Source organism: Paenibacillus sp. 203 (genome assembly GCF_037027525.1).
GTDB lineage: Bacteria > Bacillota > Bacilli > Paenibacillales > Paenibacillaceae > Paenibacillus > Paenibacillus polymyxa_B.
On sequence record NZ_JAXCHD010000003.1, the window covers coordinates 246,838 to 261,927 of the forward strand.

Annotated in this window: 10 protein-coding genes and 1 pseudogene; 5 read left to right on the forward strand and 6 right to left on the reverse strand. The window is 41.3% G+C overall.

Features of this window, described 5'->3' with window-relative positions; translation table 11 throughout:
* Positions 1-50 precede the first annotated feature (50 nt).
* The 4 genes from WA407_RS07575 to WA407_RS07590 all read right to left on the reverse strand — a co-directional run bounded on the left by WA407_RS07575 (position 51) and on the right by WA407_RS07590 (position 4,476).
* Entirely contained in the window at positions 51-701 is a 651-nt protein-coding gene (locus tag WA407_RS07575; protein ID WP_336077066.1) for a 4Fe-4S dicluster domain-containing protein, read from the reverse strand.
* Entirely contained in the window at positions 698-2,860 is a 2,163-nt protein-coding gene (gene fdhF / locus WA407_RS07580; protein WP_235309618.1) for a formate dehydrogenase subunit alpha, read from the reverse strand. The genes WA407_RS07575 and fdhF overlap by 4 nt, the downstream gene beginning before the upstream one ends.
* A 127-nt stretch (positions 2,861-2,987) precedes the next feature.
* Positions 2,988-3,470 (reverse strand): DUF2294 domain-containing protein, encoded by a 483-nt coding sequence (locus WA407_RS07585; RefSeq protein WP_235309619.1) that lies wholly within the window; start codon positions 3,468-3,470, stop codon positions 2,988-2,990.
* A gap of 580 nt (positions 3,471-4,050) precedes the next feature.
* Positions 4,051-4,476, reverse strand: a complete 426-nt coding sequence (locus WA407_RS07590; protein ID WP_235309620.1) for a MaoC family dehydratase — start codon at positions 4,474-4,476, stop codon at positions 4,051-4,053.
* Between the two features lie 492 nt (positions 4,477-4,968).
* Here WA407_RS07590 and WA407_RS07595 point away from each other — a divergent pair, with 492 nt between their 5' ends.
* On the forward strand, positions 4,969-6,387 hold the full coding sequence (locus tag WA407_RS07595; protein WP_336077067.1) for a transcriptional regulator: 1,419 nt from the start codon (positions 4,969-4,971) through the stop codon (positions 6,385-6,387).
* 658 nt (positions 6,388-7,045) lie between these two features.
* Here the strand turns inward: WA407_RS07595 and WA407_RS26720 are convergent.
* Positions 7,046-7,156 (reverse strand): annotated as a pseudogene (locus tag WA407_RS26720) (SPRY domain-containing protein); the annotation flags it as partial.
* Between the two features lie 653 nt (positions 7,157-7,809).
* Between WA407_RS26720 and WA407_RS07600 the strand changes: the two are divergent.
* Positions 7,810-8,865: a fibronectin type III domain-containing protein gene (locus tag WA407_RS07600; protein WP_336077068.1), complete on the forward strand. Its 1,056-nt coding sequence runs from the start codon at positions 7,810-7,812 to the stop codon at positions 8,863-8,865.
* A gap of 206 nt (positions 8,866-9,071) precedes the next feature.
* On the forward strand, positions 9,072-10,139 hold the full coding sequence (locus WA407_RS07605) for a fibronectin type III domain-containing protein (RefSeq protein WP_336077069.1): 1,068 nt from the start codon (positions 9,072-9,074) through the stop codon (positions 10,137-10,139).
* A gap of 542 nt (positions 10,140-10,681) precedes the next feature.
* On the opposite strand, the gene WA407_RS07615 is transcribed toward WA407_RS07605, so the two are convergent.
* Positions 10,682-12,157, reverse strand: coding sequence for an FAD-binding protein (locus tag WA407_RS07615; RefSeq protein ID WP_336077070.1), 1,476 nt, complete (start codon positions 12,155-12,157; stop codon positions 10,682-10,684).
* 717 nt (positions 12,158-12,874) lie between these two features.
* On the opposite strand from WA407_RS07615, the gene leuC reads away from it, so the two are divergent.
* A complete protein-coding gene (gene leuC, locus WA407_RS07620) occupies positions 12,875-14,299 on the forward strand; it encodes a 3-isopropylmalate dehydratase large subunit (protein WP_069289784.1) in 1,425 nt (474 codons plus the stop codon).
* A gap of 20 nt (positions 14,300-14,319) precedes the next feature.
* Complete coding sequence (leuD, locus tag WA407_RS07625) at positions 14,320-14,922, forward strand: 3-isopropylmalate dehydratase small subunit (RefSeq protein ID WP_336077071.1); 603 nt, start codon at positions 14,320-14,322, stop codon at positions 14,920-14,922.
* Positions 14,923-15,090: the final 168 nt, after the last annotated feature.

Consider the following 15,090-nt stretch of genomic DNA (forward strand, 5'->3'; position numbering starts at 1 on the left):
TCTATTGTGGTTGACATGTTTTTCTACCTTTCTGCGGCTGATTTTTGACCTTATAGGCGTGGGAAAAAGACTTCCCGCCGAGGCTCTGCAGGTGAGTCGGATATACCTTTGGCCAGCCGTAGGACATGATTCGGGCAGGCCTCTACACATGCAGGCTGTCCGTTCTCTGTTTCCGCGCACAGATCGCATTTGCTTGCCGCGGTGCGGGGAAGGGCGACTCGATTTGCACGGTGAGTCAGGCCGGACTGTGTTACAACGTGTCCGGCCCGGTAGACCGGAGACACCTCAATTGCCCCGAAGGGGCAGGCCAAAACACAGGAGGTACAGCCGATACATCGTTCCTCATCTATCATAACGACGCCGTCCTCCTGACGAATGGCCTGTACCGGACAGGCATGTGCGCAGGGGGCATTTTCGCAATGCCGGCATTGCACCGGCACATACATCTCCCCTGTACGTACAACATACACCTTGGGTACAACAGGTACGCTGACGGTTCCGACCGAAGCTCCTATACCGTTAGCCTGACTGTGAACGGCGAAGCACGCCAGTTCACAGGCTTTGCAGCCGATGCACTGCCCGGCGTCTGCGACTACAAAAGAAGAAGCAACAGCGCTTGTTCTACTGGCTGCTCCCATTCTACTCGTCGAAGTTGACCGGTTTTCTGTCGGACGGTGCATCATATTCCCTGTGCCGCTCATCTCGTCACCTTATCAGCCAAAACAGCTTCCTGGACGTTCATCTGTCTGCGAATCCGTTGGTACGATTCATGTACATCACGTTCGGCCTGCACTTGGTCGGCGATCCGTTCCAGACGGATGGCACAGTATTTTAATTCCGGGGTTTTGGATACCGGATCGAGAAAATCAGCGGTCAGCTCGTTACATGCTCCAACCCACCAGTGATAGGTCATGTAAGTCGCACCTTGTTGCACACGGTCACTGATTTGTGCCCGTGCCATGATGCGTCCCCGACGGGAGGATATGGCAACAATTTCGCCATCCAGAATATTCAGATCTGCTCCGTCTTCTGGGCTAATCTGAATAAAGCCAGGCTCATCAGACAACTGGCGCAGCGCGCGGCAATTGCCAGTCATGGTACGCACGGAATAGTGACCTACCTCACGGACTGTGGATAAGACAAGCGGGTATTTTGCATCCGGTTGTTCTTGTGGCGGACGCCATTCGCAGGCGAATAATCTGCCTTTGCCACTAGGTGTCGAGAATTGATTTCCCTTATACAAATACGGTGTACCTGGATGATCCTCGGTAGGGCAAGGCCATTGAACGCCGCCTTGCTGCTCCATTTTTTGGTAGCTGGCACCCGAGAATAATGGGCTAAGGCTGCGCATTTCATCCCAAATTTCCTCTGTGTTTGCATAGGACATAGGGTAGCCCATGGCGGTAGCAACCTCGCTAATAATGGCCCAGTCTGGCTTAACATCACCCTGTGGCTCAACGGCCTTACGGATGCGCTGAAACCCCCGATCTGCCGAAGAATATACACCGTCATGCTCGCCCCAGGCAGTAGAAGGGAGGATGACATCGGCGTGCAGCGCTGTTTTGTTCATGAAAATATCCTGAACCACGACAAATTCCAATTGGTCTAGGGCTTCACGCAACTCAGCGGCGTTCGGATCACTTTGTACAGGGTCCTCTCCGAAAATGTAATAAGCTTTCAGCTTGTTCTCCTTCAGGATGAGGTGCGGTACCTCTGTAAGTGGATAGCCTTTTTTACGCGGCAGCTCAACACCCCATGCTTTTTCAAACTTTTTGCGGACTGTGTTGTCTGTTACATCCTGATAGCCAGGGTACACATTCGGCAAAGCGCCCATATCACAGGACCCCTGTACATTGTTTTGTCCCCGTACTGGCCCGATACCGACATTCGGCTTGCCCAGATTTCCGGTCAACAGTGCAAGGGAAGCGAGCCCCTTTACCACATCAACGGCCTGTGAAAATTGACATACGCCCATTCCGTACAAAATTGTAGCGGTAGGGGCCTTTGCATATTCCCTCATAGCCGCCCGGATATCGGCCGCCTTGACCCCCGTAATGCCTTCCGCATATTCGGGAGTATATTTTTTAATGCTGTCTACGTATTCGGCAAAGCCTTCTGTGTTTGCTTCCACATATCGTTTGTCGTACAGTCCTTCATGCACAAGTACATGACCAAAAGCGTTCACCAAAGCCATGTTTGAACCGCCCTTTAGGGGTAGCCACATATTCGAAATACGAGCTGTTTCGGTCATGCGTGGATCGCATACAATAATTTTGGCGCCTCTTTGCTTGGCAGCTACAATGCGTCTTGCGACGATCGGATGTGTTTCGGGTGCATTATATCCAAACACGAAAATGAGATCAGAGTGTTCAATTTCAGGAATAGAGTTGGACATAGCTCCATCTCCGAGCGAGTAAGTCAAACCTGCCACAGAAGGGCCGTGGCATACACGAGCGCAATGGTCAATATTGTTCGTGCCAATGACCGCCCGCATGAACTTTTGCATGACATAATTGGCTTCATTTCCCGGGCCGCGTGCGGAGCCCGTTCCCATAATGGAGTCGGGTCCGTATTTTTCCTTAATTGCTGACAGCCGTTCGGCAGTATATTGAATGGCTTCCTTCCACTCCACTTCCTCCATAACTCCATTTTTGCGAATCATGGGCTTGCGCAAGCGTGCAGTCAGAATTTGTGGGTCATTCAAAAAATCCCATCCATAGTGTCCTTTAAGACACAACGTTCCTTCATTCGTACGACCACCAGCCGGCTCTGCGCCAATTACCTGTCCTTTTTCCACCAGCAAATGAAGCTGACAACCGCTCCCGCAGTAGGGACATACGGTTAATACCTTGTCTGCCATAAGTGCAGCACCTCTTTTATATGAAATAGATGAAACTCGTAACATAAAAAAAGCCAATACAAAAATGCCGCTTTACGCTGCATCCTGTACTGGCTTATCCGCGAGCGAGGAGACAAGCTCCTTCCCGCTAATCCAACCGGTGTATGTGTTGTAGTTCTAGAGAAATGATAATGTGTCCGTCTCCATGGACGGAGGGGCAGACCTCCCAAGTATAAGTGAAGGGACTGCCGAGTGTTTTTTCGGCTTCGTTCATAAACTCCTTTTCCAGATAGGGACGAAGGACGTTCCAATATTCCCTGACCTTGTCCTCGGCCCCTTCATGAACGAGAATTTCGGACAAATTAGACAATGTACCTCGAATTTCTACCGTAATCCGGAGCGGCGAATCCAGTGAAACCTTGACGTTGTCCGGTCCTTTTCCACGGTAGTGCTTGACAATACATACGGCCAACTTCCTGATGCGCTCACGGTATTCCAATTCGGTATTCAACATCTGGACACTCCGCTTCGAATCAAAATAAAGGCGTACTTGCCGCGCATGCCAGACAGCCTGTGTAGCTGGTTTTAGAACAAAATGTAACCGTCCCGACCCAAGTGGTCTGCCCAGCACGGCGTATCACCCTTCTATGGTAGAACAGGTTGACCCGGAAAGATGTGAAATTCATTACACTGAACCAAAAATTTACATAGATTAGACCACTCTTGAAGTAGCTATACCTCTATGGTTTGTATGATGCTTCTCATTCCGTCGTGTTGTTTGTACAGCTCCAATACAAAAGAAGTTGAATGACATACTATGGGCTGAGATTAGTAAATGGCATACTCAAAGCCCTCTATACTGAAATAGCTCAGTGCGAATCTCAGAGATTTATAGTAAATTATTCATTTATATGATTTGCAATATCAATTTATTATTATTACATTGGATGGAAATGCTAGTCGAACTCCAGAAGGCATAGATATGTTATCCAAAATGGTGTAAAGTACGGGTTCAAGATGTAGAATCTATGCGATATTCAGTTTGTAGAAGGGCAACGTCAAGGTCGCCAAATGAAGACTTAGTAGGAATTACTGCAACGTGTGGCTGAACATGAAGCCGCAAGTCAAGCCACGTTAGAATAAAGAGAAGAGGTCCGTGCTAAAATGCATGGACCTCTTCAGACCTGTAATAATTGATTTTTTATGAAACTTTACTGTTTAACCAGAACGGATAAATCGCCTTCAAAAACTTGCTCCTCTTTCTTGTTGAAAGTCGACAGCAATACAGTAACGAGTCCTGTTCCATTCCTCATCTCTTTTACTCCAATCACTTCAACAATGGTGTACAATTCGTCGCCTGGATATACTGGTTTAATAAATTTAATATTATTCATAGCAGTTCCAGCAATAACCTCATCACCGTAACTGCCTGTTTCAACCCAAAGCTTAAAAGAAACAGCTAATGTTTGAATTCCTGAAGCGATAATTCCATTAAATCTGCCTTGTAATGCTTTCTCTTCATCTAAATGCATATATTGCGGGTCAAACTCCCTTGCAAATCTGGTAATATCCTCTTTAGTTAATTTTAAAGACTTGGTTTTAAATACTTGTCCGATATAAAATTCATGAAACCGCATTATTACACCTCTTGATTAAATTATTTGCTTATTTATAGAGTAGCATAATATCACCAATCAAGTTAAGCTGCCCGTTAGCTTAATGACGTATTGTCCGTCTACAACTTTATATTCACCGAACAATATTTCCCTTTAAAACTCGTAGCGTTATAGCAGCAAATTAATTTAAGATACAAGTATGAAAAGCCTCTGATAATTCAGCGGATTTTTGTAGTCCCACTCAGTAAGTAATCCTCCGTACTTTTGTACAGTCAGATCAATGTAAGTGTCTGTTTTTTGAAGGATTATATTTCCATTACCATAAGTCTCACTGGTAACAGTGGCAAGGTTATTTGACTTCAATGCAGAGTGACTCTTTGGAACTGCTTATTTTATATACTTCGACATTCGATGCAAATAAATAAAAATTATTGACAACTGTTAAATTATGGACAACAATAGAATGCAATAATATATAAATATTGGTACTTCTGTATGAAGGGTGGTTTATCTATGAAAGTTACACCCACGATTAGAGCAGAATTGGAACAATATCTAAAACAAGAAGGTTTGAGCATGATGGAGTTTGGGCATATAGCGGGCATGAATAGGGGGATAGTAAGTAGCATAGTGTCAGGCAATAAATCTATGTCTGTTAACCAGATAGATCGCATTACCGAGGCTATGGGTTTACCAGAAGGCTACTTTTACGACCTATTTATAGAAAACTACATCATCGACACCCCCCCGAATATGAGACGAATAGAGCCATTTTTGTATCGTTGTGCGGAATTGGACAAGCTGGATGCGATCCGTCGAGTGGTAGGAACCATTATGGACAACCTACTCTATTCGCCTAAACTATTTGATATGGCAGAAGTGCTATTAGCACAGGGACGACATGATGCTGCGTTGCTGTTCTATGAGGGTGTAGCTGAAACGGAGAAGTACCAACATTCTGAACGATTGGCGATCTGTCAGTATCGAATGTTCACGATTCAGGTTGGGGACGATCAAAGCCGCAATCTCAAGGCAGCTACGTTGTTCGAGCCTTACATTGAACGTCTGGATGAAATGGACCAACTTGACGCATTGAAGGATTTGGCTAATGTGTACAGGTCTTTGCGTAAGTGGGACAAGGTTGAGGAAATGGCAAGGCAAATGAGAGGGAAAGCTGAAGTACAATATTCCATAAAGCATCAGCAGAAGAATCGAAAGAACAGGGAGCATGAAAAGGAAACCAGAAATCCGTTATTTGGATACATTGCTTACGCCGATTTGTTGTGTGCTAGTGTTTGTGAAGCCCAAGGCGATTATCAACAAGCCCTACTATATACATACGCCTATGCGAATTTAGATTGGGTCAAAGAGACTGATGAAGATACTCAACACTGGGTAAACTTGTTCAGTCAGTGGGCAGAAGGTAACACGTACGTCAATAAACTCCTGTCTGGAGATGTTAGCGTGCTGCCAGACTATGTTGAATATATAGCGGCAACATCAACCGCTAATGAAAATGAGAAACTCTCAAAGCTGTTGAACGTTATGATAGCGGCTAACCGATATGAAATAGATGTGGATGATGTCCTTTCACGTTTTGAAACAAATATTAATTCATTTGCTCAACTCCCAACATCATCTGATATATATACCCAACAAGTAATACCAGACTATTTCGCATGGTTTGCTTACGAAATGGCTCATTATTATTTACATCGGGTGAAATACAGTGATGGCTTTAAATACTTGATGTATGCAATGGCAAAGTCACATATAATAACTAATGAAACAAACTTTATAAATTGTATTGGTCTGTTTATGCGTTTTCAAGTCCATGCGACTCCTGAAATCAAAACAGAGTTCTCCAATCTAATTGAAAAGGTGTGGTTAAGTAATGTTGAAAAAAATGGCATTGTTAATTGTTGCGAGTAGCTTTTTGTTTTTTATAACTGTACCCGCTCACAATCATGAGCAGCTTATTCAGACCCTTGTACAAATTGGGGGATTCTAAAGCTAAAGAAAGCTCTGCCGACCATAAGGTTAGCAGAGCTTTCTTCAGTGCAGGAATTACCACAGAATTCACCGAATGACTATCTTGATGTGATAAGCATAAACTGTACATATGAGTAGTTATATTTGGTCTAGCTTGTGGTATAGCGGGCTGGATGATAGGTGACTATATATTTGGGAATTTAGGCGCTTCTGTTGTGTTCGCAATTATATCTGGAGCATTAGGGCTAACGATAAATATGATAGGCTGCCCTAGATTTACTTCAAAGAGTTTAGCCCAAGAGTTTTTTGATAAACTTTAAAATATTTAGAGAGAGCAAAATTTATTTTTTAGATTGACCATATTCTTGAATAAATTTCCATTGAAGAAGCTATTAAAGATGGAATTACTACCCTTATGATTGATAACCTGCTTAAAGCGTCCGGTATGCGAGCAGTTGAAAATATGTTGATATCCAAACAGGAGCTCGTGTTGTTTATGACCCTAATAATAAAGTAATAGCCATTTTGGATAATAGTTTGAATGCTGTAATTACAATTTTATAGCGATAACGGTAAGTGGCGCTTTTTACTGAACCCTCAAGGAAGTTACTACAGACCCGTTTTTCCAAGTCACATTTGTAGTCTCAGCTTTTGTAACTGTAGGGAACAATGAGAACACCGAAACTCCAATGAATAAGGCTAACAAGATACCTCAAATTCTTTGAACTTTTTTTAAAACTTCCTCCTAAATTTATGTAATAAAAAGGTTGATTATAAAACTGAATTAAAGGTATTTCTAAACATTAATGTCTATATATTAAAAAATAAAGTTTAATAGTGTGGAATTGAATCTTTAGTGTAGTAGTTACTCTCTCTAGTACTCCATAACTGAGAGTTTTTTTGTTTTGTGACAACATACGCGATATTTAGACATGACTCCCAATATAGTATTGAGAAGATTTAAAATACTATGGAGGTGTCGCATGATAAAAGGAATCGTAAGAGAAAAGGGAGTTCCCAAAAAAAGTATATGACCGCGCCGAATAGCCAATGGAAATGTGCTAAAAATGGCGCAGGTGCAGATATTCGATACATAAGCTTTAGTGATAACCGGGGAACAGGATCATGGGTAAGTCATGAGTTAGATAAGTAAACTGATGGTACAAAGGTAAGATTCATAGTGAAATAAGGATGAGGGACTTTACTAGCATTTGGTTGTTAGAGTCTTTTTTGTAACCAATAAAAAATAAATATGCAAATATCTAGATTATATTTATAGATCAGCAAGTTTATGTTTAGACACATTTTTAGAATTAATTTACCTTAGTAATTGTTCTACAAACCTTAGTAGGAGGAGTTCTTGTGAAGATATATTTTATGAAAAAGATAAGTATTTTGTTAGGTGTTTTATTGTTTGGAACGAGCTTGATTTTAAATTCAAATACGTATGCAGCGTCGATCGGTGAGAGATTAACTTCCCCCGAAGAAGGTTGGAAAAGATATGACGATATGAATCCTGCCATTAAGTATGAAGGTAGTGGGTGGGGATATGTTACAAATGAACCTAATAGTGTTTATGCAAAAACAGGCCACTATATGAAACTATCTGGAGCAACAACAAATTCCATAAAATTCAAATTCTACGGAACTAAATTGCGAATTATTGATTTGTATTGGACCAATAGGGTAAACAATGTGTCCATAGAGATTGATGGTAAAGTTTCGACATACAATCCAAATAATCCTGCAAATCTGTATCAAGTACTTGTGTTTGAAGTCTTAGATCTAACACCCGCTGTTCATGAAGTAAAGTTAACTACGAATAGCACAAACAATACATTTTCGCTTGATGCAATAGATACTGATGGAGAATTGGTTGATATCTACACTCCCATGAATCTAGTAGTCTCCCCTGGAGACGGTCAAGTTACATTAAACTGGGGACAGGTTCAAGAAGCTGACAGTTACACAGTCAAATATGGAACGGAATCAGGCAAATATACTGAAACTGCCACAGCCACAAAAGACTCATATGGAAACTTTATTATTCCCGGCCTAACCAACGGGACGAAATACTACTTTGTTGTGAGTTCTAAATTGAATGGAGCAAATTCTGAATACTCCAGTGAAGCATCTACCACTCCTCAAGAAGGGGATCAAACTGAACCTGAGCAACCTTCAGGTAACCGTGCTTTCCTGGTAGTGACCATGACAACTGGTTTAGAGAAAGAGTTCGATCTAAGTATGAAAGAGGTCAACGATTTTATTACCTGGTATGAGGGAAAGCAAGCTGGAACTGGATCGGCATCATATGCCATCAATAAACATGATAACAACAAAGGTTCATTCAGCAGCAGAAAGGATTATTTGCTCCACGATCGTATCCTAACGTTTGAAGTGAGTGAATACTCAAAATAAATCAAAAGTTTAGCCTTAAGTGGTAATAGAGTTTTTCGTTGATCAGTTGAAATTAGATTAGATGGAAGAAGGATACACGGGCTTGAGTTTTTTATAACCAATAAAAAATATAGTTATATTTATAGATCAGCAAGTTTATGTTTAGAATAAGCATTTGATCACCTTACTATGTTTTTGGATTAAATTAATAGAAAGGGGATTATTAAATGAATTGGATTTTTTCAAAAAAAATCGGAGTTATCATAGGTGTATTCTTCTTTGCATCAATTATTTTTTCGGACTCAAGTGTCTTTGCAGCAAAAGTTGGAGAACGCTTGGATAAGCCTGAGCCAGGATGGACTCGGTATGATGATCGATCACCAGAATTAATTTATGGGAATGACATGGTTAAAATAGAGGATGCAGAAGACTACAACAAGACAGCGTTAGGAGCTGCTCATAATAAGCCAAGTACTATTAATTTTAAATTTGACGGAACAAAAATTAGACTGATTATCAATATGTCAGATTCATATACTAAAAAAATAGGGATTAGCATAGATGGTAAAGTAGAATACTTTAGTGCTTATAGGGAGTCTTGGTCACATCAGCGGTTGGCGTACGAAAAAGTGGGATTAGAAAGAGGAATACACAACGTTAAAATTTGGACAGAGGTACCTTCAAGCAACTATGTTGTTTATGATTATCGCTTTGATGCTATAGATGTGGATTCTGATGGTAAGCTGACTGATTACAATGGTTCTGAAATCAATCTAAGTGCTGAGGCAGGAAATAGTCAGGTTACTCTGAAATGGGAGCAAACTAAAGACGCTGAAAGCTATACAGTCAAATACGGAACAGAATCCGGCAAATACACTGAAAGCGCAACAGCTACTAAAGATGCTTACGGCAATTTCGTTATTCCGGGTTTGACCAACGGAACGAAATACTACTTTGTTGTGAGTGCTAAGGTGAATGGCGTTGATTCTGAATACTCAAATGAGGCTTCTGCCACTCCACAAGGAGGAGGGAGTCAACCTGATCCAGAGCCAACTACTGGAGATCGTGCAATATTGGTGGTCACTATGACAACAGGCTTGGAAAAAGAGTTTGACCTAAGCATGAAAGAGGTTAATGACTTTATCTCGTGGTACGAAAGCAAACAGGCTGGTTCTGGATCAGCTTCATACGCAATCAATAAGCACGATAACAATAAAGGCCCATTCAGCAGCCGTAAGGATTATATGCTGTTTGATCGTATCCTTACGTTTGAAGTAAGTGAATACTCTAAATAAATCAAAAAGCTCAGCTGACCTTAATGGGTCGGCTGAGCTTTTTTTTGTTAAGAAGCCCTTCCTTAAACCAAGACCTCGCATAGCCTATGGAGTAGGAGTACCCTAAAATAAAGGAGGCGTTACGTGTGGGGGAAATGAAAAGAGACTACGAGGGAATCACCGGAAGAGTTTGGACATCGATAGCTGCTGTCTTGGCACTATTCATTTTGCTGGTAATCATCTTGAAATTAATTCATTTATAAAGATTCTTAAGCTCCACCGAGGGATTTAATTTCTAAAGCATAGCCCCATTAGTTCCTGAGGAACCTATAAGGTTCGCCGTTTGTCCCATTCCCGACCTTAAAGAAGTTGGTGAAACAACGTTTTAGACACACAAAAGGAACCTCAGCGGCTTTTCCGGAGAAGGTAGGGTAATAACCCCTTAACGAAGCCTTATCCACGTCGGAGCGGCTAAAATAAAGTAGACTGATTCATGAGGGTCGCCTCTTTTCGGAATGGTTGGTTTGTGCTTACCATTAGCTGAAAAGGCGACTCTTTTTATCCTATTTTTGGTTAATCAACAAGCCTGACTTTGCTTCAAGATCTTCTATAATTTCTAGTGCAACAAAATATCCGAAAAATAATGTTAAAATATCCTCGTATCGTTTTCCTGATCCTCTTGCTCTGCTTAATAATATATTTTGACTTTCTTGTATTTTTTTTTTATGGAAAGATAGAGAAGCAACGGATGAATTGGAAGCGATCAAATCCATCATTAGAATTGACAAATTTTTCTGAAACTCTTCAATCGGAAAGTCATTATTTTCTTTCGAATACAGCTGCATCGTTTCAGGTGGATCTTTAAATGAAGTTTGATATTGAGTATTGAAAACACCTTCATTAGCTATTTTGTCAACAATTAATTTACCAAAAACGATCCCCGATGCGAACGCTTGCCCAGGGATTCTTCCTATACCATGATCACCATTAAATTGAGCTTCTCCAGTAGCAAAAACACGATTCAAGTTTATAGCCTCGGCAGTAGCATTGATTTCGATTCCTCCTGAAGAATAGTGCATCGTTGGTGTAATTTTGATTCTTTTATTTTTAACTACTTTAGGACTAAATCCATATGTTTTGAATTTTTCATTTAACACATTTTCATCAGCATGGCTCATATCCAAGTACATGTCCTTTTTTTGTTTGATGCATTCTAGTTGGAATTTTAAAATCTCATCAATCATTTCGTGGTAATCATCTCGGGCAATTGCATCACAAATATACTCATCTTCTAATAATTGAACTCCTTCCTCATCTATTATTTTTCCTTGACTCAAAGATACAACCCCGCCCAATAAAATTTGTCTTCCGTTATATATAGACCAAGGATGACACATTACTGTAGACATCCCCTTTAATCTCGCACCTATTTTCTTAGCTAAGATTAGCGTTTCACCAGTTGAACCGGGCGAATTATCATTGAAACAGAATTGTCCTGCATATCCCCCCGTAGCTAATACCAAATAATTAGTATATATTCTGATAAATTGATCTGATTGTGTGTCATAAAATATTGCGATAATTCCGTGATCGTTCTTTTCCAAATGTATCAAAATTTTATTACACATCGGTTGTTCAATATGTTGTAATAAACAATTGATTAATTTCTTTCCCCCATGTGATTTAATCATACATTCAGGCATGATACCAAAGGATGTTTTCTCATAAGAAATACCCAATTCTTCGAAGAAATTTATAATTATGTTGGAATTCCTATATAGCGATTCAATTACGGATCGATCTGCTCCACATTTATCAATAGTAAGATTAATAATATGATTAATTTCATTCTCTGAGGGAACACGTGTATTTGCTGCTGAAAGAAAGGAGTTGCTTTGTTTGGGTGCACTCTTTTTTGTTACAATCGTGTACTTGATATTTTTTTTTGACAAATAATAAGCAGCAGTAAGTCCTGAGATCCCCGTACCGACAATCAAAATTGGAGTGTAGTGTTCAACGGATATTCCATTTTGTTTCATCATTCCAACTCCTTTTTAGGATGTGAATGTTTTCTTCGGCTGAATCTCGTAGTCGGTTTTCTATTTTTTTGCAACAAAACGCATCAGGAGGATATTTATAAAATTCTTGCTTTCTTGTTAATTACCTGTGATTTATATCAAATTATATAACTGTATTTCGTTTTATACTTTATATAGTTATTAAGAGCTAACAAAATCAAATACAAACAGTTTTGCAAAAGTAGAGGAAAAAAAGAACCATTAAAGCAATTGCTAAGATGATTCTTATTACGAGTTACAATATCCTTGTTACCGACGAAGAATGGAATCTAAACAAAATATTTTCCTGATTGTACAAGTTTATTCCTTATTTTGTCAACAATATCTGAGAATATATAACTGATTCAGCTTTCACAGTATGAATATTCACACAAATTCTTAATGTAATAACTAGCGTACCTTAGAAAGGGCCACAGAGTTCATCGTATTCATCCATTTGTATAACCCTTTTTTTAACCTTCGAATTTTAGTCGAATGTTTTTACTAATTAAGAGCTGATAGAGAAACAGTGCAATGAACCGCCTATATTCACCTTCTCCAGCCTTATAGCCTTAACCTATCACTTCTATAGATATCATATCTTAGACCAATCAAACATCCCGTGGTATATTGTTGACATTCAAGAGAGAGCCGTTAGCTTCTCTCCACTAGGTTCGAAAAACACAGGGGTGAATAATGATGAGTAAAAAGACCATGTTCGAGAAAATTTGGGATAACCATGTCATCTATCAGGAAGCGGGTAAGCCGAGTATTTTGTACATTGATCTTCACCTCGTACATGAGGTAACATCGCCACAGGCGTTTGAAGGATTACGTCTTAGCGGCCGTCAGGTGCGTCGTCCAGAGCTTACGTTTGCAACGATGGACCATAACGTACCGACTAAGGACCGTTACAATATTACGGACCCGATTTCCAAGCAGCAGATCGATACATTAACTCAAAATTGCCGTGATTTTGGTGTCACACTGTATGATCTGGATACGGTTGATCAAGGTGTCGTTCACGTTATGGGACCTGAACTTGGTCTGACTCATCCGGGCAAAACGATTGTTTGTGGTGATAGCCATACCTCCACACATGGGGCGTTCGGAGCGCTCGCTTTTGGTATCGGAACCAGTGAGGTAGAGCACGTAATGGCAACACAATGTCTCCAGCAAGCCAAAGCCAAAACGATGGAAGTTCGCTTTGTAGGCCGCCGCAAACCTGGTGTGACAGCAAAGGACATGATTTTGGGTGTCATCGCCAAATATGGTACAGATTTCGCTACAGGTTATGTTATTGAGTACACAGGTGAATCTATCCGCGAATTGAGCATGGAAGAGCGCATGACTGTGTGTAACATGTCCATTGAAGGCGGAGCCAGAGCAGGAATGATTGCACCGGATGAAACCACCTTCAACTACTTGCGTGGACGTCAACATGTAGCACAAGGAGCTGCTTTTGAGCAAGCGGTTGCTGAGTGGAAAGAGCTTGTTACAGATGAAGGTGCTGAGTTTGATGTCGTGCTGGAGTTTGACGTAGATGCTTTGATTCCGCAAGTAACCTGGGGCACCAGCCCGGGTATGGGTACAGATATTTCCTCAACCGTACCGATTCCGGCAGAACTGCCAACCGAAAACGAACGTAAAGCAGCTGAAAAAGCGCTTGAATATATGGATTTGAAGCCAGGTACTCCGATCACGGATATTGCGATTGATTATGTGTTTATCGGCTCCTGCACCAACGGGCGAATTGAAGATTTGCGTGCAGCCGCTGAGGTTGCCAAAGGTTACAAGGTTTCTGACAAAGTAACGGCCATCGTCGTACCAGGTTCGGGTCGTGTGAAAATTCAGGCTGAAGAAGAAGGACTGGACGTCATTTTTAAAGAAGCAGGATTTGAGTGGCGTGAAGCGGGATGCAGTATGTGTCTTGCGATGAATCCAGATGTACTGCAACCGGGACAGCGTTGTGCTTCGACTTCTAATCGTAACTTTGAAGGTCGTCAGGGACGCGGAGGACGGACTCATCTGGTATCTCCAGCAATGGCAGCCGCTGCGGCGATTCATGGACATTTTGTTGATGTACGGGATTGGAAATTCAAGCAGGAAGAAGTAGTCCGCTAGGATACAGAGGAGGAATTACGATGGAAGCTTTCACAACATTAAAAGGAATTGTAGCCCCTGTGGATCGGGTGAACGTGGACACAGATGCTATCATTCCTAAGCAGTTTCTGAAACGAATTGAACGTACGGGCTTTGGACAGTTTCTGTTCTACGAGTGGCGGTTTGATGAAGCGGGCAATATCAATCCTGAATTTGAACCCAACAAGCCTCGTTATGCAGGAGCGTCTGTGCTGATCTCTCGCGCTAACTTTGGCTGCGGCTCCTCACGTGAGCATGCGCCCTGGGCGATTATGGACTATGGGTTTCGTTGCGTAATTGCACCGTCTTATGCAGATATCTTCTATAATAACTGTTTCAAAAATGGTATATTGCCGATCAAGCTATCTGAAGAGCAAGTAGAGGAATTGTTTCAGCGTACGGCCAAGCATGATAACTACCAATTGAACGTAGACCTGAATGAAAAAACAATCACTGACGACTATGGTCTGAAAATTGAATTCGATCTGGATGAACATCGCCGTCAATTCCTGCTACAAGGCTTGGACGATATTGGCCTGACACTCCAGCATGAATCTGAAATTCTGGCGTATGAACAAAGACGCGCTGCGAAACAAGGCGCATAATCATATTTCCCAGTTCAGTATCAATACGAAGCCATATAGCTTGCTCATTTGTTAGACAGAAAGCCCGTACTGGCAATTCTTTTGCCTGCGGGCTTTTATTATGCTCAAACAATAAATTGGAAAATAAGGGGTTGACGGTTCGACTCAGCATGGTATTGTAAATGTAAA

Coding starts and splice junctions, on each gene's coding strand:
- fdhF (WP_235309618.1), bottom strand. CDS start 2,860: ATGGCAGACAAGGTATTAACCGTATGTCCCTACTGCGGGAGCGGTTGT.
- WA407_RS07575 (WP_336077066.1), bottom strand. CDS start 701: ATGAGCGGCACAGGGAATATGATGCACCGTCCGACAGAAAACCGGTCA.
- WA407_RS07605 (WP_336077069.1), top strand. CDS start 9,072: ATGAATTGGATTTTTTCAAAAAAAATCGGAGTTATCATAGGTGTATTC.
- WA407_RS07590 (WP_235309620.1), bottom strand. CDS start 4,476: ATGCGGTTTCATGAATTTTATATCGGACAAGTATTTAAAACCAAGTCT.
- leuC (WP_069289784.1), top strand. CDS start 12,875: ATGAGTAAAAAGACCATGTTCGAGAAAATTTGGGATAACCATGTCATC.
- leuD (WP_336077071.1), top strand. CDS start 14,320: ATGGAAGCTTTCACAACATTAAAAGGAATTGTAGCCCCTGTGGATCGG.
- WA407_RS07595 (WP_336077067.1), top strand. CDS start 4,969: ATGAAAGTTACACCCACGATTAGAGCAGAATTGGAACAATATCTAAAA.
- WA407_RS07615 (WP_336077070.1), bottom strand. CDS start 12,157: ATGAAACAAAATGGAATATCCGTTGAACACTACACTCCAATTTTGATT.